The sequence below is a fragment of the Streptomyces sp. NPDC090077 genome, assembly GCF_044747545.1.
In the GTDB taxonomy this organism is placed as follows: Bacteria; Actinomycetota; Actinomycetes; order Streptomycetales; family Streptomycetaceae; genus Streptomyces.
On record NZ_JBIVEG010000038.1, the window covers coordinates 38,819 to 61,902 of the forward strand.

General features: G+C 73.2%; 22 protein-coding genes. 12 read left to right on the forward strand and 10 right to left on the reverse strand.

Going from position 1 to position 23,084, the window contains the following annotated elements:
* Positions 1 to 27: 27 nt before the first annotated feature.
* Positions 28 to 198 carry a DUF397 domain-containing protein gene (locus ACIPW5_RS35680; protein ID WP_401254304.1) on the reverse strand — a complete coding sequence of 57 codons (171 nt, stop codon included), beginning with the start codon at positions 196 to 198 and terminating at the stop codon, positions 28 to 30.
* Positions 195 to 1,067, reverse strand: coding sequence for a helix-turn-helix domain-containing protein (locus tag ACIPW5_RS35685; RefSeq protein ID WP_401254307.1), 873 nt, complete (start codon positions 1,065 to 1,067; stop codon positions 195 to 197). Before ACIPW5_RS35685 ends, ACIPW5_RS35680 begins: the two co-directional genes overlap by 4 nt.
* Positions 1,068 to 1,283: 216 nt before the next feature.
* Here ACIPW5_RS35685 and ACIPW5_RS35690 point away from each other — a divergent pair, with 216 nt between their 5' ends.
* The 3 genes from ACIPW5_RS35690 (at position 1,284) to ACIPW5_RS35700 (ending at position 3,396) form a co-directional block, all read left to right on the forward strand.
* Positions 1,284 to 1,688: an ATP-binding protein gene (locus tag ACIPW5_RS35690; RefSeq protein ID WP_401254310.1), complete on the forward strand. Its 405-nt coding sequence runs from the start codon at positions 1,284 to 1,286 to the stop codon at positions 1,686 to 1,688.
* 10 nt (positions 1,689 to 1,698) lie between these two features.
* Positions 1,699 to 2,901 (forward strand): DUF1266 domain-containing protein, encoded by a 1,203-nt coding sequence (locus ACIPW5_RS35695; protein WP_401254313.1) that lies wholly within the window; start codon positions 1,699 to 1,701, stop codon positions 2,899 to 2,901.
* Positions 2,902 to 2,988: 87 nt separating this feature from the next.
* Positions 2,989 to 3,396 (forward strand): PPOX class F420-dependent oxidoreductase, encoded by a 408-nt coding sequence (locus ACIPW5_RS35700; protein WP_401254316.1) that lies wholly within the window; start codon positions 2,989 to 2,991, stop codon positions 3,394 to 3,396.
* On the opposite strand, the gene ACIPW5_RS35705 is transcribed toward ACIPW5_RS35700, so the two are convergent.
* Both ACIPW5_RS35705 and ACIPW5_RS35710 read right to left on the reverse strand, forming a co-directional pair.
* A complete protein-coding gene (locus ACIPW5_RS35705; RefSeq protein ID WP_401254319.1) occupies positions 3,393 to 4,808 on the reverse strand; it encodes a DHA2 family efflux MFS transporter permease subunit in 1,416 nt (471 codons plus the stop codon). The two genes, ACIPW5_RS35700 and ACIPW5_RS35705, sit on opposite strands and share 4 nt — an antisense overlap.
* A gap of 14 nt (positions 4,809 to 4,822) precedes the next feature.
* Positions 4,823 to 5,437, reverse strand: coding sequence for an NADPH-dependent FMN reductase (locus tag ACIPW5_RS35710; protein WP_401254322.1), 615 nt, complete (start codon positions 5,435 to 5,437; stop codon positions 4,823 to 4,825).
* A gap of 112 nt (positions 5,438 to 5,549) precedes the next feature.
* On the opposite strand from ACIPW5_RS35710, the gene ACIPW5_RS35715 reads away from it, so the two are divergent.
* Positions 5,550 to 6,251 carry a TetR/AcrR family transcriptional regulator gene (locus ACIPW5_RS35715; RefSeq protein ID WP_401254324.1) on the forward strand — a complete coding sequence of 234 codons (702 nt, stop codon included), beginning with the start codon at positions 5,550 to 5,552 and terminating at the stop codon, positions 6,249 to 6,251.
* Between the two features lie 21 nt (positions 6,252 to 6,272).
* Here ACIPW5_RS35715 and ACIPW5_RS35720 read toward each other — a convergent pair whose 3' ends face one another.
* From ACIPW5_RS35720 to pdhA, 5 genes are all read right to left on the reverse strand, one after another.
* Positions 6,273 to 7,037 carry a hypothetical protein gene (locus tag ACIPW5_RS35720; RefSeq protein WP_401254327.1) on the reverse strand — a complete coding sequence of 255 codons (765 nt, stop codon included), beginning with the start codon at positions 7,035 to 7,037 and terminating at the stop codon, positions 6,273 to 6,275.
* An 18-nt stretch (positions 7,038 to 7,055) separates the two neighbouring features.
* The gene (locus tag ACIPW5_RS35725) at positions 7,056 to 7,994 is read right to left on the reverse strand and encodes a GNAT family N-acetyltransferase (protein ID WP_401254329.1); all 939 of its coding nucleotides are present in this window, start codon (positions 7,992 to 7,994) and stop codon (positions 7,056 to 7,058) included.
* Positions 7,995 to 8,126: 132 nt separating this feature from the next.
* Complete coding sequence (locus ACIPW5_RS35730; RefSeq protein ID WP_401254332.1) at positions 8,127 to 9,602, reverse strand: dihydrolipoamide acetyltransferase family protein; 1,476 nt, start codon at positions 9,600 to 9,602, stop codon at positions 8,127 to 8,129.
* A gap of 13 nt (positions 9,603 to 9,615) precedes the next feature.
* Positions 9,616 to 10,596: an alpha-ketoacid dehydrogenase subunit beta gene (locus ACIPW5_RS35735; RefSeq protein WP_401254335.1), complete on the reverse strand. Its 981-nt coding sequence runs from the start codon at positions 10,594 to 10,596 to the stop codon at positions 9,616 to 9,618.
* Positions 10,596 to 11,804, reverse strand: a complete 1,209-nt coding sequence (gene pdhA / locus ACIPW5_RS35740) for a pyruvate dehydrogenase (acetyl-transferring) E1 component subunit alpha (RefSeq protein ID WP_401254338.1) — start codon at positions 11,802 to 11,804, stop codon at positions 10,596 to 10,598. The genes ACIPW5_RS35735 and pdhA overlap by 1 nt, the downstream gene beginning before the upstream one ends.
* A 325-nt stretch (positions 11,805 to 12,129) precedes the next feature.
* Here pdhA and ACIPW5_RS35745 point away from each other — a divergent pair, with 325 nt between their 5' ends.
* Positions 12,130 to 12,789 (forward strand): response regulator transcription factor, encoded by a 660-nt coding sequence (locus tag ACIPW5_RS35745; RefSeq protein WP_362460883.1) that lies wholly within the window; start codon positions 12,130 to 12,132, stop codon positions 12,787 to 12,789.
* A gap of 196 nt (positions 12,790 to 12,985) precedes the next feature.
* Positions 12,986 to 13,429 carry a pyridoxamine 5'-phosphate oxidase family protein gene (locus tag ACIPW5_RS35750; protein WP_401254342.1) on the forward strand — a complete coding sequence of 148 codons (444 nt, stop codon included), beginning with the start codon at positions 12,986 to 12,988 and terminating at the stop codon, positions 13,427 to 13,429.
* 90 nt (positions 13,430 to 13,519) lie between these two features.
* Here ACIPW5_RS35750 and ACIPW5_RS35755 read toward each other — a convergent pair whose 3' ends face one another.
* The gene (locus tag ACIPW5_RS35755) at positions 13,520 to 15,109 is read right to left on the reverse strand and encodes a protein kinase (protein ID WP_401254345.1); all 1,590 of its coding nucleotides are present in this window, start codon (positions 15,107 to 15,109) and stop codon (positions 13,520 to 13,522) included.
* Between the two features lie 227 nt (positions 15,110 to 15,336).
* Between ACIPW5_RS35755 and ACIPW5_RS35760 the strand changes: the two genes are divergently transcribed.
* The 6 genes from ACIPW5_RS35760 to ACIPW5_RS35785 all read left to right on the forward strand — a co-directional run bounded on the left by ACIPW5_RS35760 (position 15,337) and on the right by ACIPW5_RS35785 (position 22,852).
* Positions 15,337 to 17,001, forward strand: a complete 1,665-nt coding sequence (locus ACIPW5_RS35760) for a protein kinase (RefSeq protein ID WP_401254348.1) — start codon at positions 15,337 to 15,339, stop codon at positions 16,999 to 17,001.
* Positions 17,002 to 17,241: 240 nt separating this feature from the next.
* On the forward strand, positions 17,242 to 17,847 hold the full coding sequence (locus tag ACIPW5_RS35765) for a hypothetical protein (RefSeq protein ID WP_401254351.1): 606 nt from the start codon (positions 17,242 to 17,244) through the stop codon (positions 17,845 to 17,847).
* Between the two features lie 61 nt (positions 17,848 to 17,908).
* The gene (locus ACIPW5_RS35770) at positions 17,909 to 18,607 is read left to right on the forward strand and encodes a PadR family transcriptional regulator (RefSeq protein WP_401254354.1); all 699 of its coding nucleotides are present in this window, start codon (positions 17,909 to 17,911) and stop codon (positions 18,605 to 18,607) included.
* A gap of 24 nt (positions 18,608 to 18,631) precedes the next feature.
* Positions 18,632 to 19,375: an ABC transporter ATP-binding protein gene (locus ACIPW5_RS35775; protein ID WP_401254357.1), complete on the forward strand. Its 744-nt coding sequence runs from the start codon at positions 18,632 to 18,634 to the stop codon at positions 19,373 to 19,375.
* A 101-nt stretch (positions 19,376 to 19,476) separates the two neighbouring features.
* Positions 19,477 to 22,230, forward strand: coding sequence for an FtsX-like permease family protein (locus ACIPW5_RS35780; protein ID WP_401254372.1), 2,754 nt, complete (start codon positions 19,477 to 19,479; stop codon positions 22,228 to 22,230).
* Positions 22,231 to 22,312: 82 nt separating this feature from the next.
* Positions 22,313 to 22,852, forward strand: coding sequence for a bacterial proteasome activator family protein (locus tag ACIPW5_RS35785; protein WP_401254360.1), 540 nt, complete (start codon positions 22,313 to 22,315; stop codon positions 22,850 to 22,852).
* The last annotated feature ends 232 nt before the right edge of the window (positions 22,853 to 23,084 follow it).

Below are 23,084 nucleotides of genomic sequence, written 5' to 3' on the forward strand. Positions count from 1 at the left end.
CGCAGCCGGGCCGCCAGTAGACGGTGATCAACGCGACCCCGCAAAGGCCGCCCAGGCGGTGGGGGTGACCTCGATGACGGGGCCGTCCGCGAACTTGCTGTCCCGGACCGCGACCGTGCCGGGCACGTTCGTGGCCACTTCGACGCACTCGCCGCTGGAAGCGCTGTAGGTCGACTTCACGAACTCGTACGGTTTCATGCCTTGAGCCCTCTGCGAATGCCTTCGATCAGTTCGGCGGAGTCCCTCGGCGCCAGGCTCATCCTGGACGTGCGGTCGAAGTACCTGCTGTAGACCGTACTTTCGTCGCGGCTCTCCACCCACACTGTAGAGCCGATGACATCCACGTGGACCACGTCGACAGCCCCCGCCTCGGCGAAGGAGACGACGTTGAACGGCCCGACGATGCACGGGTGCCCACCGGCACGGAACGGCAGCACCTGAATGTGCACGTTGGGGAGCTCGGCCAGCTCCAGCAGGTGGGCCAGCTGGGCGCGGATGACCGTCGAGCCACCGACCTCCTGGCGCAGCGCGCCCTCCCAGATCACAGCGTGCACGTGGAGCGGCTTCTCGCTCCAGAGGCGCTGCTGGCGCTTCACCCGGACGGTCACGACCCGCTCGATGTCGTCCGGGTCCTGCCAGAACTCGTCGCTGACCGCGAGAGCCCGTGCATAGTCGGCTGTCTGCAGCAAGCCGGGGATCAGGGAGAGCTGCCAGGTTCGTACGTGCGTCGCCACATCCTCCATGGCGATGTACTCGGCCATGAACCCCGCGTTGGGTGAGTGCTGCCACCACCCCTTGGCCTTGCGCCGCTCACGGTCCAGCTTGGCCAGGGACAGCAGACTGTCGACCACGGCCTCGTCCGTCACTCCGTACAGCTTGCACAGGGCGACGATGTCGGGGTCCCGGAACGGCACCCAGCCGCGCTCCATCTTGGCGATCTTCGCGGCGGTCGCGCTGAGCACCTGTGCCGCTTGCGGCTGCGTCAGGCCGGCCGCATCACGCAGGCGCAGCAGCTCGCCGCCCAGCCGACGGGCCAGCACCGTCGACACCCGGTTGTCCGTGGGCACTTGGTCCACCTCCTTGCAAGTGGGCAGTCTTCACCTCCTGGCAGGAGGGACACAACTACTCCCTGGGGATAGATATCTCCGGAAGAGCTTGCCGCCGCACCAACGGTACCCCTACCGTCGGTGACGAACTGCTCACCGCACAGGCAGAGTTGGCGGAAGCGCACCGGCACGCCCCCGCACGGGCACCGGCAGGCCACCGCCCGACCAGGAGGTGCCATGACCACCCTCACCCGCTACGGCGTCCGCAACTACCCGCCCCGCCAGGACTCCGTACCCGCCGCCCGGCGGTGGGCCGCGTGGCTGGCCGTGGCGTGGGGGGAGCCACGGGTGGCTTCGGACGTGGCGCTGCTGACCAGCGAGCTCGTCACCAACGCGCTGCTGCACGGGGCGGTGCGGGACCGGTACATCCGGGTCGAGGTGCAGCTCGACGGAGCAGTGCTCCGCATCGCGGTCACCGACCCGAAGGGCGAGCGGTGGCCCGAGCCGCGAGCGGCGTCCGACGAGGAGCAGTACGGGCGCGGGCTGCGGATCGTGGAGGCCGTCGCGCACCGGTGGGGGGCGTCACAGCGCGTGGTCGGGAAGACCGTGTGGGCCGAGTGCGCGCTCCCGGGGCCCGTATAAGGTCCCCCGTATGGATGGCTGGACGGCGCCGAGTGCGATCGAGAGGGAGTTGTACGAGGCCAAGCGGCGCGGCGACTGGGCGGGCTACCTGGATGGCCTCGCGCGCGCCGAGCTGTTCCTGCCGCAGCCCCGCGCCGACGTCGACGCCGATCCCCGCTCGGCCCGCTTCCACCCCGGCCCCGCCGGGCTCGCCGTCTACACCCGGGGTATGCTCCCGGCCCCCGGCCCGGACACCGTGTTCCTGCGCCAGAGCCTCGCCTGGTTCGCGGACGCCTGGGACCACCGGGACCCCGCGCACCTCGCCGTGAACCCCGGCACGCCCGCCGAGGCGTACCTGACCACCGGCCCCGCCGACCGGGCCCGCTGGCGCGCGCACTGGGACGCCGCCCCCTCCTGGGGCCTGACCCCCGGCGCGCTGCACGCCCTGCACACCGGCGGGCCGCTGCACGGGCCGGTCGCGCACGGACTGGCCCTCGGGGCGCACCTCTCGGTGTCCGGCGGGGAGTTCTGGAACGCCCTGGCCCACCACGGCAACGGTTACACCCACGAACGCGACCGGCTGCGCAGGTCCTGGGGCGTCACGGACCCCGGCGGCTGGTTCGGCGTGCTCCAGCGGATGCTGAACGCCGAGATCGTCAGTCCCGTCTGGGAGTACGCACTGCGCGTGCGCCGCGTCATGGCCGCCGACTCCGCCGGGCCCGTCGCCGTCGAGCACTGGCGCGACGCCGCCGAGGCCAGCCTGCGCCACGGTGCCGAGAAGGCCGCCGAGCCGCAGCTCACCCCCGACGGGGTGACCGTGGCCGCGCCCCGTCCCGTCGCGGAGGTCGAGGGGGAGATCGCCGGGGTGCGGCGGCTCATCGGCCGCATCGCCCGCTACGAGCAGCGCTTCCGCGCCGACGGGCTGCTGCCCGGGGACGGCTGGGTGCGCTCGGTGCGCGCCTGGGACCTGGGCCGGGCCTCCCAGATGGCCCGCTGGGGGGTCGCCGCCCGCTACGGGAGCCTGGAGGATGCCGAGCGGGCCGTGCTCCGCGCGGGTACGGCGGCCCGGGAGGCGTACCGCTCGTGGGAGGAGTTCTCCGCCGGGTACGCGCTGGGGCGCTGCCTGCACTTCGACGAGGAGGAGTTCGGGCGCTGGTACGGGTCCTCGCTCGCCACCCATCTGACCCTCACCACCGATCCGGCCAGCCCGTACCGGAACATCCCCTGGGAGTGACCGCGCCCGGGGCCGACTTCGGGTAGTAGGCGCGGTCCGCGGCGAAAAGGCGTGGCGTCCGCGCCCGTGCGAACTACCGTCACGGGTATGACGATTGCGCTGAACGATGCCGTACGACAGCTGCTCGACTCCCCGCACCCGGCGGTGCTCTCCACCCTCAACCCCGATGGCAGTCCGCAGAGTTCGGTGGTCTGGGTGTCCCGGGACGGCGACGACCTGCTCGTCTCCACCGAGCGGGGCCGCCGCAAGGAGCGGAACATCGCCCGCGACGCGCGGGTCGGCCTCACCGTCTTCGACCTGGCCAACCCCTACTCCTACGCGGAGATCCGCGGCACCGCCACCCTGACCGAGGACACCGGCCGGGCCGTGGCGCTCCGGATCGCCGAGGAGTACCTGGGGCCGGGCGCCGGCAAGGAGTACGGGGACACCTCCGACGGGGCCGTGCGCGTGGTCGTGCGCATCACCCCGTCCAAGGTGCTCGGCAACGCCTCCTAGGGGCGCCGCCCCGGCAGCCGCAGGGCCGGGACCACGGCCAGGGCCAGCAGGACGGCCGCGGCTCCGTAGGCGAGGCGGAAGCCGTCGGGGCCCACGCCCGTCCCGCCGAGGAGGACGGACAGCAGCGCCGTCCCGACCGAGGCCCACAGCTGGGAATTGATGCTCAGTGCGGTGCTCGCCGCGGCCATCCGCTCGGCGGGCAGGTCGCGGCTGGCGGTGGTCATCGTCGGCATCAGGACGATGCCGGCGCCGACGCCCATGACCAGCCCCGCGCCGACCACCTGCCAGACCGGCACCCCTTCGGTGCCGGCCAGCAGGGCGGTCGCCGCCATGCCGAGGGCGCCCACCAGCGCCCCGGCCGGGATCAGCCGGCGCGGCGGGACCGTGTCGACGAGCCGCGAGGCGATCTGCATGGTCACGCCGACGGCGAGCCCGACGGGGGCGACGAGGAGGCCGGCCGCGCTCGCGCTCAGCCCCCGCCCCTGCTGGAAGTACATCGGGCCCAGCAGCATCGACCCGAAGTAGCCGCAGGTGAAGAAGGCGAGGGTGGTGATGCCGGCGGCGAAGGTGCGGTCGCCCAGCAGCCTCAGGTCCAGCAGCGGTGCGCGCACCTTGAGGGCGCGCCGTACGAAGGCGGCGGCGAGGACCGCGCCGGCCAGGGTGGGCAGGAGCGCGCCGGGGGCGGTGAAGTCGCCGCCCTCGCCGCCCCGGGAGAGCCCGAACAGCAGCAGGGCCAGGCCCGGGGAGAGCATCAGCAGTCCGGGGACGTCCAGCCGGGGCGCCGACGCGGGGTCGGCGGGGGCGTCGGGTGCGAGGAGTTTCGCGGCGAGCGCCAGGGCGGCCGCGCCGACGGGCAGGTTGACCAGGAAGATCCACTGCCAGGAGGCGGAGTCGACGAGCCATCCGCCGAGCATCGGGCCGGCCACCGGGCCGACCAGGATCGGCAGCCCGAGCAGGGCCATCGCCCGGCCCATCCGGGCCCGGTCGGCGGTCCGCATGACCATGGTCATGCCCACCGGCATCAGCAGGCCGCCGCCCAGGCCCTGGAGGGCGCGGAAGGCGATCAGGCTGCCCGCGTTCCAGGCGCAGGCGGCGAGCAGGGAGCCCAGGGTGAAGAGGACGAGGGCGGTCAGGTAGGTGCGCTTGGCTCCGAGCCGGCCCATGGCCCACGCCGCGGTCGGGATGACGGCGGCGAGCGCGAGGGTGTAGGCGGTGGCGGTCCACTGGATGGTCTCCAGCGGTGCGCGGAAGGCCTCGGAGAGCCGGCCGAGGGCGACGTTGACGATGGTCATGTCGAGGACGGCCATCACCGAGCCGGTGATGACGACGGCGATCGTCCTGCCTAAGGCACCGGAGCCGGGGGCGGCCCCTTCGCGGGGGGCCGCGGAGGTGGAGGAGGGTGCGGTGTTCACGGCGTCCGGCTCCCTCAGCCCTCGTAGGGCGTGGTCGCGCGCGCGGTCCGCAGTGCCCGTCCCCACCAGTCCAGCTGGCCGAGCATGTTCTTGGCGGCGCTCTCGGTGACGACCGCGTCGCGCGGGACGCCGTCCGGGCCGAGGCCGGACCACGGGCCGTGCAGGCTCACGGAGTCCCGGACGGTCACGGCGTGCATCTCGGCGAAGACCAGCCGGAGCTGCTCCACGGCGCGCAGGCCGCCGCCCGCCCCGCCGTAGGAGACGAAGCCGACGGGCTTGGCGTGCCACTGGGCCCGGTGCCAGTCGATGAGGTTCTTCAGTACGGCCGGGAAGCTGTGGTTGTACTCGGGGGTGACGAGGACGAACGCGTCGGCGGCGGCGAGGCGCGGGCTGACCCCGTCGAGCGCGGCGGCCGTCGCCGGGTCCGGGGAGCCGCCCCAGTCGGGCATGGCCAGCGGGAGCGGGACGTCGGCGAGGTCGATGACGTCGAAGTCGAGGCCGGTGTGGTGGGCGGCGGCGGAGCTCAGGAACCAGTCGGTGACGGCGGGGCCCCGGCGGCCCTCGCGGACGCTGCCGATGACGACGGCCACGCGCAGCGGCTCGTCCGGGACTGTTTCGCGTACGGACATGATGATCCCCCTTGGAAGCGGACGGGCCGCCCGGTGCGGCCTCCGCTCCGGTAAACTACAACGGTCGTTGTAGAAAGTGCAACGCCCGTTGTAAAAAATTGAGGAGGCTGGAGTGGACGGCAGCAACGACGGCCGGGCGGCGGACGCCCGGGCAGCAGAGGTACAGCCCGAGGTCTCCCCGCGGAAGCTCGCGAAGCGGATCGCCCTCGCAAAAGCGGCCTGCGCGGTATTCGGCCGCGAGGGGTACGCGCGCGCCTCCGTCGACGCGCTCGCGGAGGCCGCCGGCGTCTCGACCAGGACGCTCTACAACCACTTCCCGGGCGGCAAGGCGGAGCTCTTCGCGACCGTCGTCACCTGGACCTCGGGGGAGGTCCGCGACACCCACATCGCCCAGGTGCGGACCCTGTTCGACCCCGCGCGCCCGCCCCACCCTGACAATCTGGAACGCGATCTGACGGCCCTCGCCCGCGCGCTGGTCCGCGCGATGTTCGAGCACTCCGACCACTTCGCGCTGGTCCGGCACATCCACGCCGAGGTCAACCACGTACCGGCCGACGTGCTGGAGGCGTGGAAGGAGGCCGGGCCGCGCCCCGTCGCCCGCGCCCTCGCCGAGGCGATGGAGGGACTCGCCGCCGCCGGGCTGCTCGACGTGCACGGCGACGCGGACCTGGCCGGCCTGCACTTCACGGCCATGACCGCGCACCAGATCGTGCAGCAGTCCCACTACGGCCTGCTGCCCCTGCCCGAGGAGGAGACCGAACGCCTCCTCACCGGCGGGGTGGCCGCGTTCGTGCGCGCCTACCGGGCCGGATGACGCCCCCGGCCCGGACCGCGCCTAGGGCAGCCCTGGACGCACCCGCGACCAGGCGTCCAGCGCCACGGCCTGCGGGTCCCCGTCCACCAGGTGCGGCCGGGCGGCGCCCGCCCGGCGCAGCAGGTTCTTGAGGTGGCGCAGGTGCACGATCTCCGCGCGCGGCAGCTCGCGCCAGACGCGCGCCCGCGCGGCCGCCTCCGCCGGGGTGAGGTCCACCAGCGCGAGCGCCTCCCGGGCCACGGCGGCCGGGTCGCCGCCGGGACCGGGCCCGAACTCCCGCAGCAGGTAGCCGCGTACGAAGGCCAGCTCGATCCCCCGGACCAGGTCGGACGCCCCCTCGGCCGCCGCGCAGCGGTGGGCCGCGGCCACCGCCAGCCGGCCCCAGCGCAGCCGCGTCGCGTCCGGCAGCAGGTCGTCCTGCATCCCGCCCACCGCGAGGCTGCGCAGGGTGCGCGGGTGCGGCTCGTCCGTCAGCGGCGGCCCGTCGGCAAGCCAGGCCTCCAGTTCCGCCAGGCCGTGTCCGTCCGGGGGTACGCAGGTCAGCACCTGGCCCCGGCTCAGCAGTGCGACGACCGCGCCCGCGAGGCGGACCCGCGCCGTGTGGCCCGCGCCGAAGGACTCGGCCCGGCGGCCGTGGCGCTCTATCCCGCGCAGCCAGAGCCTCGACTCCCCCGCCGCGTACACCTGTCCGGCCCGTGCCACCCCGCCGACGCACCGCACGAGGCACACCCCGCCGGTGACGTCGGCCTGCTCCACGCAATACACCTGCAACTCGGCGAACGGCATGGCCGGGAGGCTACCGCCTCAGCCGCCGGGCGGGGCCTCCAGGACGAGGCGGATCTCGGTGACCCCGTAGCCGGCCCGGTCGAAGGCGGCGGCCATCGGGAGGTTCACGGTGTCGGTGGTCGCGGTGATCCGCTCGGCGCCCGCGGCGGCGTGGAATCGGGTGATCTCGGCGAGCACCTCGTCGATCAGGCCCTTGCCGCGCTGCTCGGGGACCACGCCCAGGTAGCCGACGTTGCGGTGGTAGGGCGTCGCGGAGGGGACGGCCAGCCCGGCGAGGGTGCCGTCGGGGAGGTGGGCGAGGCGCCACCAGGAGCGCTCGCCGGGGCAGTCGCGGTAGAACGCGAAGTCCTCGCGGGCGAGTTCCTCCTCGCTCAGGTCCGCGAGTTCGTGCTGCGTCGCCAGGTCCAGGCTGCCGCGCGAGAGCCGGGCGAAGGCATCGAGGAACTCCTCGTCGGTGCCCTCGCGGAAGACCAGCCTCCCGGTCGGCTCCGCCGTCCCCGCATCCGGGGTCCACTCGTAGCGCAGCCGCTCGATCTCCCTCGTGAGGCCGGCCCGGTACGCGGCCTCCCGCCGCCACGCCACCGCCTCGGCGAGGCCGGGGCGGGTCCGCCAGTCGCGGGGCAGGGAGATGTTGTAGCCCGGACGACTGCCGAAGGCGGCGTGGCCGGCCTCCAGCAGGCCGGCGGCCAGCGCGGCCGGGTCGGCGACCGACGCGCGGACCTGGAGGCAGTCGAGGGCGACCGGCCGCTCGCTGTCGGCGCGCCCCCACCACAGGGCACGGGCCAGCACCCGGCCGTCGCCGTCCTCGGCGAACCAGGTCCACTCGGGACGCATCCGGTTCCCCGCGAACTCCTCGCGGATCCGGTCGGGGGTCAGGGCGGCGACGGGGCCGTCGGCCGGGTGGGCCTGGGCGCGGTCGAGGTCTGCGGGGTCTGCGGTGGCAGCGCGAAATCTCATCACGCCCATGATCACACCGGCCCCCGCCCGTGACCAGGGGGTTTCCCCCGGGGAACAGGGGCCCGGGAAACGCCCGACGGCCGGTCCCGCGGAGGAGGGACCGGCCGTCGGGGGTTCTTGCCCCGGGTTCCGCTACGACCAGGTGATCAGCCGGCGCGGGTGCTCCAGTACCGCCGCGATGTCCGCGAGGAACTTGGAGCCGAGCTCACCGTCGATGAGGCGGTGGTCGAACGACAGGGCCAGGGTGGTGACCTGGCGCGGCTTCACCTTGCCCTTGTGGACCCACGGCTGGAGCTTGATCGCGCCGACCGCGAGGATCGCGGACTCGCCGGGGTTCAGGATGGGCGTACCGGTGTCGACGCCGAAGACGCCGACGTTGGTGATGGTGAGGGTGCCGTTCTGCATGTCGGCCGGGGAGGTCTTGCCCTCGCGGGCCGTGGCGACCAGCTCGGACAGGCCCGTCGACAGCTCCGCCAGGCTCTTGGCGTGCGCGTCCTTGATGTTCGGGACGATCAGGCCGCGCGGGGTGGCCGCCGCGATCCCCAGGTTGACGTAGTGCTTGAGCACGATCTCCTGGGCCGCCTCGTCCCAGGAGGCGTTGACCTCCGGGTTGCGGCGGACGGCGATGAGGACGGCCTTGGAGATCAGGAGCAGCGGGTTGATCCGCAGACCGGCGAGGTCCGGGTCCTCCTTGAGCTCCTGGACCAGCTTCATCGTGCGGGTCACGTCGAGGGTGATGAACTCCGTGACGTGCGGCGCGGTGAAGGCCGAGCCCACCATGGCCTGCGCGGTGACCTTGCGGACGCCCTTGACCGGGATGCGGGTCTCCCGCGCGCCCGTCTCGGACACCGGCGCCGCGGCCGGAGCCGGGACGGAGGCCGCCACGGCCGGGGCCTCCGCCGGGGCCTGGACGGGGGCCTGCGGGGCGAGCGCGGCCGCCGCGGCGGCGTGCACGTCCTCCCGGGTCACGACCCCGCCGTCACCGGTGGGGACCACCGAGGCCAGGTCGATGCCGAGGTCCTTGGCGAGCTTGCGCACCGGCGGCTTCGCCAGCGGGCGCTCACCGGTGGCCACGCCGTTGGCGCTGCCGTTGGCGTACGCGGTGCCGTTCTGCGCCGCCGGAGCGGGCACGACGGGAGCCGCCGGTACGACCGGCGCGGCCGGGGCCGGGACGGCCGCCACCGGGGCGGCCACGGCGGCCGCGGGGGCCTTGCGGGGCCGGCGCTTGCTGGAGGCCTGGGAGACCCCGTAGCCGACCAGCACGGGCTGGCGGCCCTCGGGCGCCGGCTCCTCGGCGGCCTCCGGGCCCGCCGGGGCGGCGGCCGCGACGGCCGGGGCCTCGGCCGCGTCACCGCCGGAGGCACCGGCACCGGTCTCCACCGAGATGATGACCTGGCCGACGTCGACCGTCACGCCCTCCTCGAAGAGCAGCGCGTGCACCACTCCGTCGAAGGGGATCGGCAGCTCCACGGCCGCCTTCGCGGTCTCCACCTCGCAGACGACCTGCCCGTCGGTGACCGTGTCACCCGGCTGGACGTACCACTTGAGGATCTCGGCCTCGGTCAGGCCCTCGCCCACGTCGGGCATCTTGAATTCGCGGATCGTCATCGCGCTGATCTCCTCAGTACGCCAGCGAGCGGTCGACGGCGTCGAGCACGCGGTCCAGGCCGGGCAGGTACTCGTCCTCCAGGCGGGCCGGCGGGTACGGGGCGTGGAAGCCGCCGACGCGCAGCACCGGCGCCTCCAGGTGGTAGAAGCACCGCTCCGTGATGCGGGCGGCGATCTCCGAACCGGTACCGAGGAAGACCGGGGCCTCGTGGACCACGACCAGCCGGCGGGTCCGCTCCACCGACGCCTGGATCCCGTCGAAGTCGATCGGCGACATCGAGCGCAGGTCCAGGACCTCCACCGACTTGCCCTCCTCGGCGGCCGCGGCGGCGGCCTCCAGGCAGACCTTCACCATCGGGCCGTACGCGGCCAGGGTCAGGTCCGTGCCGGAGCGGACGACGCGCGACGTGTGCAGCTCGCCCGGGATGGCCTCGGTGTCGACCTCGCCCTTGTCCCAGTAGCGGCGCTTCGGCTCGAAGAAGATCACCGGGTCGTCGCTGAGGATCGCCTGCTGGAGCATCCAGTAGGCGTCGGCGGCGTTCGACGGGGAGACCACCTTCAGGCCCGGCACGTGCGCGAAGAGCGCCTCGGGGGACTCGCTGTGGTGCTCGACGGCGCCGATCGCGCCGCCGTACGGGATGCGCACGACGACCGGCAGCTTGATCTTGCCGAGGGCGCGGGCGTGCATCTTCGCGAGCTGCGTGACGATCTGGTCGTACGCGGGGAAGACGAAGCCGTCGAACTGGATCTCCACGACCGGCCGGTAGCCGCGCAGGGCCAGGCCGATGGCGGTGCCGACGATGCCCGACTCGGCGAGCGGGGTGTCGATGACCCGCTCCTCGCCGAAGTCCTTCTGGAGCCCGTCGGTGATGCGGAAGACGCCGCCGAGCTTGCCGACGTCCTCTCCCATGATCAGGACCTTGGGGTCGTTCTCCATGGCCTTGCGCAGCGACTCGTTGAGCGCCTTCGCGATCGACATCTTCTCGACAGCCATCAGTGACCCTCCTCGAAGGACGCGAGGTAGGCGGCGAACTGGGCGCGCTCCTCGTCGACGAGCGCGTGCCCGTCCGCGTAGACGTTCTCGAAGATCGCCATCGTGTCGGGGTCGGGCATGGCGCGCACGACCTCGCGCACCCGCTTGCCCATCGTCTCGCTCTCGGCCTCCAGCTCCTCGAAGAACGCCTCGTCGGCGCCCCCGGTGGCCAGCAGGTGGGCCTTCAGGCGCAGGATCGGGTCCTTCGCCTCCCAGGCCGCCGTCTCCTCGTCGAGCCGGTACTTGGTCGGGTCGTCGGAGGTGGTGTGGGCGCCCATGCGGTACGTGAACGCCTCGATCAGGGCCGGGCCCTCGCCGCGGCGGGCGCGGTCCAGCGCCCAGCGGGTGACCGCGAGGCAGGCCAGGACGTCGTTGCCGTCGACGCGGATGCCCGGGAAGCCGAAGCCCTGGGCGCGCTGGTAGAGCGGCACGCGCATCTGGCGCTCGGTCGGCTCGGAGATCGCCCACTGGTTGTTCTGGCAGAAGAACACCACGGGGGAGTTGTAGACGGCGGAGAAGTTGAAGGCCTCCATGACGTCGCCCTGGCTGGACGCGCCGTCGCCGAAGTACGCGATCACGGCCGAGTCGGCGCCGTCCTTGGCCACGCCCATGGCGTAGCCGGTGGCGTGCAGCGTCTGCGAGCCGATGACGATCGTGTACAGGTGGAAGTTGTTGGTGTTCGGGTCCCATCCGCCGTGGTTCACACCGCGGAACATGCCGAGCAGGTTCGTCGGGTCGACGCCGCGGCACCAGGCCACGCCGTGCTCCCGGTAGGTCGGGAAGACGTAGTCGTCGTCGCGGAGCGCCCGGCCGGAGCCGATCTGCGCGGCCTCCTGGCCCAGCAGCGAGGCCCACAGGCCCAGCTCGCCCTGGCGCTGGAGCGCGGTCGCCTCACCGTCGAAGCGGCGGGTGAGGACCATGTCGCGGTACAGCGCCCGCAGGTCCTCGGTGGTGATGTCCGCGACGAAGGGCGCGAATTCCGCGATGTCGGGGTTGCCCTCGACCTCGACCCTTTCACCCTCGGGCGTCAGCAGTTGTACGAGCTGAGGCTCGGCGTCGTGCGGCTGTGCGGTGGCAGCGGCGGTCTTGCGGGCGCTCGCCGCGCCGGCCGCCCGCTTGGTGCCGCTGCTGCGTCGCGGCTTGCGCGCGGCAGTGCTCTCCACGGTCACGTGTGCTCCTCCGTCGGTCCGGCACCCGGGTTCTCCGGGGACCAGTGCGGCTCACCTGCGTCCGTACCCGTGCACGGGGTGGGTGCACGGCGCGTAACGGATTCAGGCGTGACAGGTGCCCCGGCGAGTGCCCTGCGCACAGCACGTTACCCAGTGCGACGCATAACTGCGAAACCCCGTTTGACCTGCGTTTTTGCTTGGATATCCAAGTAAATCGGCCGCCTGGGGAACATCCACTGGTCACAGCCTTGCAGGGGGCCGGAACAACGGCACGTTATCCCGGGTAACCGCGGCAGGGAAGAGGTGAGTGTGTGAAGATGAGTTTGTGCGCGAAGACGGAAAAATCAAGGTATTTCTCCTGGACGACCACGAAGTGGTACGTCGGGGCGTTCATGAGCTTTTGTCGGTCGAAGAGGACATCGAGATCGTCGGCGAGGCCGGTACCGCCGCCGACGCCCTGGTCCGCATTCCCGCCACCCGCCCCGACGTCGCGGTCCTCGACGTACGCCTGCCGGACGGCAGCGGTGTCGAGGTCTGCCGCGAGGTGCGTTCGCAGGACGAGGACATCAAGTGCCTGATGCTCACCTCGTTCGCCGACGACGAGGCGCTGTTCGACGCGATCATGGCGGGCGCGTCCGGCTACGTCCTCAAGGCGATCCGCGGGAACGAGCTGCTCAGCGCCGTGCGCGACGTGGCGGCCGGCAAGTCCCTGCTGGACCCCGTGGCCACCGCGCGCGTGCTCGAACGGCTGCGCGACGGCAAGAACGGCAAGGGTGACGACCGGCTCGCCAACCTCACCGACCAGGAGCGCAAGATCCTCGACCTGATCGGCGAGGGCCTGACGAACCGGGTCATCGGCGAGCGGCTGCACCTGGCCGAGAAGACCATCAAGAACTACGTCTCCAGCCTGCTGTCCAAGCTGGGCATGGAGCGCCGCTCCCAGGCCGCCGCCTACGTGGCCCGGCTCCAGGCGGAGAAGCGCTAGCACGTTCCGGCGCAGGTCGAGGCGGTGCGAAGGGCCGCCTCGACCGGTGTTCGACCGACTCTTGAGCGGTTCTCGACCGTGACGCCCCGTGGTCGTCCGGTTCCCCCGGGCGCACTGTTCAATTCGGGACCAACGTCCCCGATCATCAGGGCGGGATCCTCTGTCCGGCGCTCCGCCGGTGCCCGAGAGTGGCTGCATGTCCCCAGAGGATTCCCACGCCATCGAACTGCTGCGCCGCGTGCCCTACGGCCGGGTCGCCACCAGCATGCGCGCGCTCCCCTTCCTCGCCGTCGCCCGCCACATCGTGGTGGACGGCAGGGTCCTGCTGAGAATGCACAGCGGTTTCGGGTACCACCAGGCGTGCGCCGGCAGTGTCGTCGCCTACGGGGCGGACAACTTCAATTCCGGTGAGGCCGCGTTGTGGACGGTGCAGTTCACCGGTACGGCGGAACTGGTCGAACCGACCACGGCAGAACTGGAACTATTCGGTCCGGGGCCGCATTTCGTGGACGGAGAAGTGTTCGACCCCGTCTACATGCGCATCGAACCGCAGCTCGTCACCGTGCACACGCTGCCCGGGTACCCGACCGGCGAGACCCGCGAAGGCGCCCCGGACCGCCCTTACCTGCACGCCCTCTGAGCGGGCGCCGGACAGTCGGCGCCGGACAGTTGGCGCCGGACAGGGAAAAGGCCCGGCGGAATTACTTCCTCCGGGCCTTTCCTCGGTCTCTTATTCGACGGTCGCCGGGCTTCCGCCGCCCGTGGGCGTGGTCGGCTTGGTCGGCTGGTCCGTCGGGAGCGTCGGCTTCGTCGTCGGGTCCGCCGACGGGCTGGTCTTCGGCGTCGAGGGGACCGTGGACGGGGTCGACGGGGTGTTGCTCGGCGTGTTCTTGGGCCGGCTCGGGGTCGGCTTCCAGGTCTCGCCGGTGTGCGAGCCGCCGTCCTCGCTCGGCGAGGTCGACGGGGTGTCCGGCGTGCTGCCGCTGCTCTGCGAGGGGGCGGGCGAGCTGGTGCTGGTCTTCGGCTTGTTGCCGCCGCCGCCCACGCCGAGGCCGCCGCTCTTGACCGCGTACGCGACACCGCCGGCGATCGCGAGGACCGCGAGCACCGCGAAGAGCCAGGCCTTCCAGGCGCCGCCGCGCCGGCCGTTGTCGTAGGGGTCGTAGCCGCCGTGCCCGCCCTGGCCGCCGCCGTGGTTGCCGCCGCCCGGGAAGGCCGTGCCGTCGTCCGGGTTCAGCGGGGGCACCATCGGCTGCTGGAACTGCGAGGTCGTGGCGTGCGAGGGGTACTGCGGGCGCGGGCCGCCGTTGTGGGCGGGGGCCATCGCCGTGGTGGGCGCGCCGCCGGGCTGGCCGTGCGGGAGCGCCATGGTGACGGGGCCGGTGTTCCAGGTGCCGGTGTTCGGACCCTGGTCCTGGAGCATCTGGAGCGCGTACCCGACGAGCCCGCGCATCTCCTCGGCGCTCTGGAACCGGTCGTCCGGGTCCTTGGCGAGGGAGCGCATGACCAGGCCGTCGAGCTCCTGCGGGATCGAGGCGCCCTCGGGCAGCTGCGAGGGCGGCACCGGCGCGTCCTGGACGTGCTGGTAGACCACCGACAGCGGGGTCTCGCCGGTGAAGGGAGGCCGCAGCGCGAGGAGTTCGTAGAGCAGGCAGCCGGTGGCGTACAGGTCGGAGCGGTGGTCCACGGCCTTGCCGAGGGCCTGCTCGGGCGACAGGTACTGGGGGGTGCCCATGACCATGCCGGTCTGGGTCATCGTCGACTGCGCGCCGTGCAGGGCGCGCGCGATGCCGAAGTCCATCACCTTGACCGCGCCGGTGTTGGTGATGATGACGTTGGCGGGCTTGATGTCGCGGTGCACGATGCCGTGCTGGTGCGAGTAGGCGAGCGCTTCGAGCACGCCCGACACGATGATGAGGGCCTGCTCGGGCCCGGGGGCCTCGGCGCTGATGAGGAGCTCGCGGATGGTGCGGCCCTCGACCAGCTCCATCACGATGTACGGGACCACGTTCGGGCCGACCCGGTCCTCGCCGGAGTCGTACACGGCGACGACGGCGTGGTGGTTGAGGCCGGCGACCGACTGTGCCTCACGGGTGAAGCGGGCCTTGGACACCGGGTCCTCGGCCAGGTCGGCGCGGAGCAGCTTCACGGCCACGGTGCGGCCCAGCCGCACGTCCTCGGCCGCGAACACCTCGGCCATGCCGCCGCGGCCCAGGCGGTGGGTCAGCCGGTAGCGGCCGTCCCCCACGAGACCGCCCGCGCCCCAGTGCTCAGGACCGTCGGCCATCCCGGCGCCGTTTCCCTCGGGTTCGGGTGCCATCAGTCCTCGCCGTCGTCTCTCTCGTCCGCTCTAGCGGTGGGTCCTCATCGGGTGCTCCGACTGAACGCTACAGCCTCTGAACCCGTCACCGTTCGGCTACAGACGCCCCGTAGGCCTGCGGTCACGCAGCGGGCACCGGCTTGACGTGTGCTTGCCCTCCGGCAGACTGGGCGCGACATGCGCTCAGCCAGACGCGTAGGGAAACAGCCCGAGGGGAAGCAACAGTCATGAGCCAGGACGGCACGCAGGGCCGGTACGCAGGCGGCTCCCTGGCCGGTGGCCGTTACCAGCTAAGGGATTTGCTGGGCGAGGGGGGCATGGCCTCCGTCTACCTCGCGTACGACTCCGCGCTCGACCGCCAGGTCGCGATCAAGACCCTGCACAGCGAACTCGGGCGCGAGGCGTCCTTCCGCGAGCGCTTCCGGCGCGAGGCGCAGGCTGTTGCGAAACTGTCGCACACCAACATCGTCTCGGTCTTCGACACCGGCGAGGGAACCGTCACCTTCGGTTCCGGCGGCGGGGACGAAGCGGTCATGCCGTACATCGTCATGGAGTACGTGGAGGGTCAGCCGCTCGGCTCGGTCCTCGACGCGGACGTGCGCCAGTACGGCGCCATGCCGGCCGACAAGGCGCTGAAGGTGACGTCCGACGTGCTGGCCGCCCTGGAGACCAGCCACGAGATGGGCCTGGTCCACCGCGACATCAAGCCCGGCAACGTGATGATGACCAAGCGCGGCGTGGTCAAGGTGATGGACTTCGGCATCGCCCGCGCCATGCAGTCGGGGGTCACCTCGATGACGCAGACCGGCATGGTCGTCGGCACCCCCCAGTACCTCTCGCCCGAGCAGGCACTGGGGCGCGGCGTGGACGCCCGCTCCGACCTGTACTCGGTCGGCATCATGCTGTTCCAGCTGCTGACGGGCCGGATCCCCTTCGACGCGGACTCCCCGCTGGCCATCGCGTACGCGCACGTCCAGGAGGAGCCGGTGGCTCCGTCGACCGTCAACCGGTCGATCACCCCGGCGATGGACGCGCTGGTGGCGCGGGCGCTGAAGAAGAACCCGAACGAGCGCTTCCCCACGGCCGCGGCCATGCGGGACGAGATCATCCGCGTGATGTCGGCCGGCCAGACCGGCGCCCCGGTCATCGTCCCGGGCGCGGCGGTCGGCGGCAGCGGGGCGGGCGTGGGCTCGGCCGTCTTCCCGCCGGTGGACTCCGGGTTCCAGGCGCCGCCGCAGTCGGTCCAGCAGCCGTACCAGGCCCACACGCCGCCGTCCCCGTACGCGCCGCAGACGCACCAGCAGCCGCAGCAGGCCCAGCAGGGCGGTTACGCGTACCCGCACACCCCGCCGCCGGCGCAGCAGCAGTACGCCCCGCAGACCCCGCCGCCGTTCACCATCTCGCCCGCCCCGACGGCCGCCCCGGCGGGCCACTCGGGCGGCGGGAAGAAGAACACCCCGGTCGTGGTCGGCGCCGTCGTGGTGGCCCTGCTGGCCATCGGCGGTCTGATCGCGGTGCTGAACATGGACGACGGCGAGAAGGACGACACCGCGGGCCCCGCCACCTCGGCCTCCGCCTCTGCGTCCGGCTCGGCGAAGCCCGGCCACAAGGGGCCGGACACCTCGCGCACGATCGACGTGGAGAAGTGCAAGAGCCCGTCGAAGTCCTACAAGGACGCCACCAAGGTGGTGGCCCCGGACTTCCGGTACAAGAACCTGCGCTCGGTGAAGGAGTGCATCCAGGCCGCGGGCTGGAGCTTCGAGATCCAGGACCGCGACGAGGCCGTCTACGGCCAGGACACCGTCCTGGAGCAGCTGCCGGCGTCCGGGAGCGACGTGGCCAAGGGGGACACGAAGTTCACCCTGGTCGTCTCCACCGGCAACCCCCAGTAGGCACGCAGCAGGCACACGTCCCCGGCCGGAGCACTCCGGCCGGGGACGTTCTGGTTCCCGGCCGGACACCGTCGCCCGGCCGGGCACCGTCGCCCGGCCGGGTTCCGCCGGACCGGTGGTCCCCGCGTCCCGGACACCCTGACAGACCGCTCGGGATGCCCGGTTTGCCCCACTATGCAAACCTGAGTGCGGCGCTCCGACACCGGACGTCCGGGCCGCACGGAAGGGGAGGGGCACCCCGTGACTCGACGCCTCCGCCCGCCGCACTGGGCCGCCGGGGCCTCACTGGCCGCCGCCGCGCTGCTGGCCGCCGCGCCCGCGGGAGCGGCCCCCGCCCGCACCCCGGCCGCCGCCGCGCCCGCGCCCGCCGCCCGGGTGGCCTGGGGGCACCTCCCGCCGACCGTCGGGGGAGTCCCCCACGAGGCGTACGAGGAGCTCGCCGGCAGCGCCGCGGGCGTCGCGCGGGAGCACCCCGGGCGGCCCGTCGACGCGACTCCCGACCCCGGTTTCGCCACCGCCTCCCGACCGGTGCACCCGGCCCGCCCGGCGCGTCCGCTCCAGCCGGCGCAGGAGCGGCCGGAGACCGCCGCGCGGCCCGTCGCGCCACGGCCGGAGACCGCTGCGAGCCCGCCGGCCCCCACCACGGGACCCGCCACCGATCCGGCCGCCGAGTCCGCCACGGACCCCGCCACGGACCCGGCCGCCGACTCGGTCAACGCACTCGGGACCGAGCCCAACGAACGGGCCGCCGACCTGGCCGCACACCTGCTCCCGCTGGGCACCGGACTGGCCCTGATGGGGCTGGGGATCGGGTACATGGGCGTGCGGCTGCGGCGGGGCCGATAGGGCGGCCGCGCCGGGGGCGGGGTGTTTGCGAAGACGAGCATACTCGGTATACATACTGAGTATGTCGATCCGTCACGGCCTTCTCGCACTCCTGGAACGCGGCCCGCGCTACGGCTCCCAGCTGCGCACCGAGTTCGAATCCCGCACCGGCTCCACCTGGCCGCTCAACGTCGGGCAGGTGTACACCACGCTGGCCCGCCTGGAGCGCGACGGCCTCGTCGCCCCCGACGGCGAGGACCACGCCGGCCACACCCTCTACGCCATCACCGACCACGGCCGCGCCGAACTGCACGACTGGTACGAGCGGCCCGTCGACCGCACCAACCCGCCCCGCGACGAGCTGTCCATCAAGCTCGCCATGGCCGTGGGCGCGCCCGGCGTGGACATCCGCGCCGTCATCCAGGCCCAACGGCACGCCACGCTCAAGGCGATGCAGGACTACACGCGGCTCAAGGCCGGGGCCCTCGCCGCCATCGAGAGCGGGCAGTCCCGCGAACGCGACGACCTCGCCTGGCTGCTGGTCCTGGAACAGCTGATCTTCCAGACCGAGGCCGAGGCCCGCTGGCTCGACCACTCCGAGTCCCGGCTCGTCAGGCTGGCCGCGCTCGGCCCGGCCGACCCGCCCGGACCCGCCGCCGCGACCGGCCCCGCAACCGCGGCCCGTCCGGGGTCCGCGACCGGCCGGACGGACGCACCCGCCGCCGGACCCGCGGCCACCACCGGCACCACCAGCCCCGCCGCCCGCACGCGGCGCGGCTGAACGACGCTCCAGAGGGGACCCCTCATGCCCGACCAGCACAGCTCGCACCCCGTACTCCGGCTGGACCGCCTCGTCCGCACCCACGGCAGCGGCGCCACCGAGGTGCACGCCCTGCGCGGGATCGACCTCAGCGTCCACCCCGGCGAACTCGTCGCCGTCATGGGCCCGTCCGGCTCCGGCAAGTCCACCCTGCTCACCCTCGCGGGCGGGCTCGACACCCCCACCAGCGGCAGCGTCCTGGTCGAGGGCGTCGACATCACCACCGCCTCCCGCCGGCAGCTGGCCGCCCTGCGCCGGCGCAGCATCGGCTACGTCTTCCAGGACTACAACCTGATCCCGGCCCTCACCGCCGCCGAGAACGTGGCCCTGCCCCTCGAACTCGACGGGACCTCCGCCCGCAAGGCCCGCCGCGCGGCCCTCGCCGCGCTGGAGGAGATACGCCTGCCCCAGCTCGCCGACCGCTTCCCCGACGAGATGTCCGGCGGCCAGCAGCAGCGCGTGGCCATCGCCCGCGCCCTGGTGGGCGAACGCCGCCTGGTCCTGGCCGACGAACCCACCGGCGCCCTCGACTCCGAGACGGGCGAGTCCGTCCTCGCGCTGCTGCGCACCCGCTGCGACGCGGGCGCCGCCGGCGTCCTCGTCACGCACGAACCCCGCTTCGCCGCCTGGGCGGACCGGGTCGTCTTCCTGCGCGACGGCAGCGTCGTCGACGAGACCCTGCGCAGCCAGGCCGACTCGCTGCTCTCCGGTCGGGCGGCCGGCCTGTGACCTCCCCGCTCACCGCCTGGTACCACTCTTGGATCGCCGCCCTGCGCATCGCCCGCCGCGACGCCTGGCGCGCCAAGGGCCGCAGCGCCCTGGTCCTCGCGATGCTCGCCCTGCCCATCGTCGGGATGAGCGCCATCGACCTCACCTACCGCAGCGCCGACCTCTCCACCGGGCAGCGGATGGACCGCGAGCTCGGCACCGCGGACGCCCGGATCAGCCCGGGCGGCACGAACGGACCGATCTACCAGCACCCCAACGGCGAGCAGTACGCCCCCGTCGGCGGCTACGACAGCTACCGCCCCGGCCGCGAGACGGACGAGCTGCCGCTCAAGTCCGCGCTGCCGCCCGGGATCCGGTCCGCCGAGGACCGCCGGGGCTTCGCCAAGGTGCACACCGCGCACGGGCTGCTCGGGACGGACCTGCGCGAGCTCGACGTGCACGACCCGCTGACCCGGGGCCTGGTCACGCTCGACCGCGGGCGCCTGCCCGAGGGGCCGGGCGAGGTCATCGCCACCACCGCCTTCCTGAAGGCCTCCGGCCTGTACGTGGGCTCGACCGCGGCCCCGCGCGGCGCCACGTCCTCGTACCGGATCGTGGGCGCGTACGAGATGCCGAGCCGGCTCGCGCGCACCGAACTGCTCGCCCTGCCGGGCAGCCTGCTCGACCCCCTCGACAAGGAGCTCAAGGCCACCGGGGCACCCGGGATCACCCCCCGGGCCACCTACCTCGTCGGGGTGGGCGGTGATGGTTTCACGTGGAACATGGTCCAGGAGGCCAACAAGCGGGGCGCGCTCGTGCTCTCCCGCACCGTCGCCCTGCACCCGCCGGCCGATTCCGACGTCCCGCTGTTCAAGCAGCAGCCGAAGGACCAGTTCGGCATGCAGGACGGCGGCACGATGACCCGGAAGGCCATCCTGGTCACCGTCATCGGCCTCGCCATGCTGGAGATCTGCCTGCTCGCCGGACCCGCCTTCGCGGTCGGCGCCCGGCGCTCGCGCCGCCAGCTGGGCCTGGTCGGCGCCAACGGCGGCGACCGGCGGCACATCCGCGCCGTCGTCCTCTCCGGCGGCATCGTGCTCGGCGCCGCGGCCGCCGTCCTCGGCACCGCGGTCGGCACGGCCCTCACCCTCGGGCTGCGGCCCGTACTGGAGGAGCAGCTCGGCGCCCGCTTCGGCGGCTTCGAAGTCCGCCCGCTGGAGCTGCTGGGCATCGCCCTGCTCGCCGTGGTGACCGGCCTGCTGGCCGCCGTCGCCCCCGCCGTCACGGCCTCCCGGCAGACCGTGCTGGCCTCGCTCACCGGCCGGCGCGGAGTGCGCCGCGCCAACCGGGTGCTGCCCGTCATCGGGATCCTCGCCGTCGCCGCCGGTGCGGCGATCGTCGTGTACGGCAGCCGGTACCGGGTCAACACCACCTTCGTGATGGGCGGCAGCGCCCTCGCCGAACTGGGCGTCGTCGCCCTCACCCCGCTGCTGGTCGGCCTGTTCGGGCGGCTCGGGCGGTGGCTCCCGCTGTCGCCGCGGCTCGCGCTGCGCGACGCCGTCCGCAACCGCGGGCGCACGGCCCCGGCCGTGGCCGCCGTGCTGGCCGCCGTCGCCGGGACGGTGGCGGTGTCCACGTACCAGCACAGCCAGGAGGTCCAGCAGCGGCACGAGTACGAGGCCGTACTCCCCGCCAACGCGGGCTTCCTGACGACCAATGACAACGCCGGCCACCGGGACGTACCGGCCCTGCGCGAGACCCTCGCGAAGAACCTGCCGCTGGCGGTGCGCGCCGATGTGGACCGGCTCGTCGTGGGCAGCCCGAACTGCTCGCCGCGCTCCCCCGCCCCGGGATGCGGGCGGGTCGAGGTCATGGTCCCCAAGGAGCAGCGCTGCCCGCTCTTCGAGGCCGAGCACGGCTCCGACTCCTTCCCGCCGGACCAGGCCCGTGCGCTGCGGCAGGACCCGCGGTGCGTGGTGAGGCGCTGGGGCACCCCCTTCCCCGTCCTCGTCGCCGACGAGAAGCTGCTCCAGGTGCTGGCCGTCTCCGACCCGGGTTCCGCGACCGCGCTGAAGGAGGGCCGGCCCGTCTCCTTCAACCGCAACCAGGTCAAGGACGGGAAGGTGACCCTGCGGCTCATCACCGACCAGGCAGCCGCCGACGAAGCCGCCGACCGGCGCGCCGACCCGCCCGGCCAGGACAAGGTGTTCGCCGTCCACCAGGCGCCCGCCGGTGCCGACAGCTGGGGCGTCGACCTGGTCCTGCCGCCCGCCGCCGCCCGCTCCGCCGGGCTCGCCACCGCCGCGGCGGGCGCGTACTTCAGCCTCGACCGGAAGGCGGGCACCGAGGAACGGCAGCGGCTGGACGGGGAGATCGAACGGATGGGTGCCGACGCCGAGGTGAAGATCGAGGAGGGCTACCAGCCGCAGCACACCCTGGGCCTGCTCGCCCTGAGCGTCTTCGCGGGGCTCGTCACCATCGGCGCCGCAGGCATCGCGACGGGCCTGGCCCAGGCCGACTCCGAGGCCGACCTGAAGACCCTGGCGGCGGTCGGCGCGGCCCCGCGCGTACGGCGCACGCTCAGCGGCTTCCAGTGCGGGGTGGTGGCCCTGATGGGCGTGGTCCTCGGCTCGGCGGCGGGAATCCTGCCGGCGGTCGGACTCCGCCTCACCCAGGAGCGGGAACAGCGGCGGCTCATCGAGTACGCCCTCGACAAGGGCTACACCTCGGCGCAGGACACCCAGCTGTACGTCCCGATCGCGGTGCCCTGGGACACCCTCGCCGGCCTGCTGGTCCTCGTCCCGCTGGGCGCGGCGCTGCTGGCCGCGCTGGTCACCCGGTCGAGCGGCGCACTGGCGCGGCGGGCGGCGGGCTGATCCCGGTGCCCCCGTACAGGGTGGATCACGCCCGTACGGGGGCACACCGTGTGAGTACGCAGGTGTGCGAGAGAATGACGGCATGGAGATGCCGAGGAGTGAACGGTCGCAGGACAGCCCCCCGCACGTGCTGATCGTGGGCCAGGACGGGACGGCGGTCGGCGGCACCGATGACGAGTCGCGCGAGGTCCCGGTGACGGAGATGGTCGAACAGCCCGCCAAGGTCATGCGCATCGGCAGCATGATCAAGCAACTTCTGGAAGAAGTCCGCGCAGCTCCTCTGGACGAGGCCAGCCGGGTCCGTCTGAAGGACATCCACGCGGCGTCGGTGAAGGAACTCGAAGACGGCCTGGCGCCGGAGCTGGTGGAGGAACTGGAGCGCCTCTCCCTCCCCTTCACGGAGGAAGCGGTCCCCTCCGAGGCCGAACTGCGCATCGCACAGGCGCAGTTGGTGGGGTGGCTGGAAGGCCTCTTCCACGGCATCCAGACGGCCCTGTTCGCGCAGCAGATGGCGGCGCGGGCCCAGCTGGAGCAGATGCGCCGGGCCCTTCCGCCGGGCGGCTCCCACGACGACGACGAAGACGGCCCCCACGGCGCGGTCCGCTCCGGCCCGTACCTGTAAGCCTTCTTCACGCGCCGCTGCGCCGGACTCCGTCCGGCGGATGCGGGGCGGGGCCGGTTCGCGTTGCGGGGGCCGGTGGGTCCTCTGCCGGTGCTCCGCCGCTGCGCGGGGCTTGCCCCTCCCCGCCCTTCCACCGTTCCCAGGGGCTCCGCCCCTGACCCCCTACGGCGCTACCGCGCCCGCGCCTCAAACGCCGGCGGGGCTGATTTCAGCCTCGCCGGGGGTTGTGGCG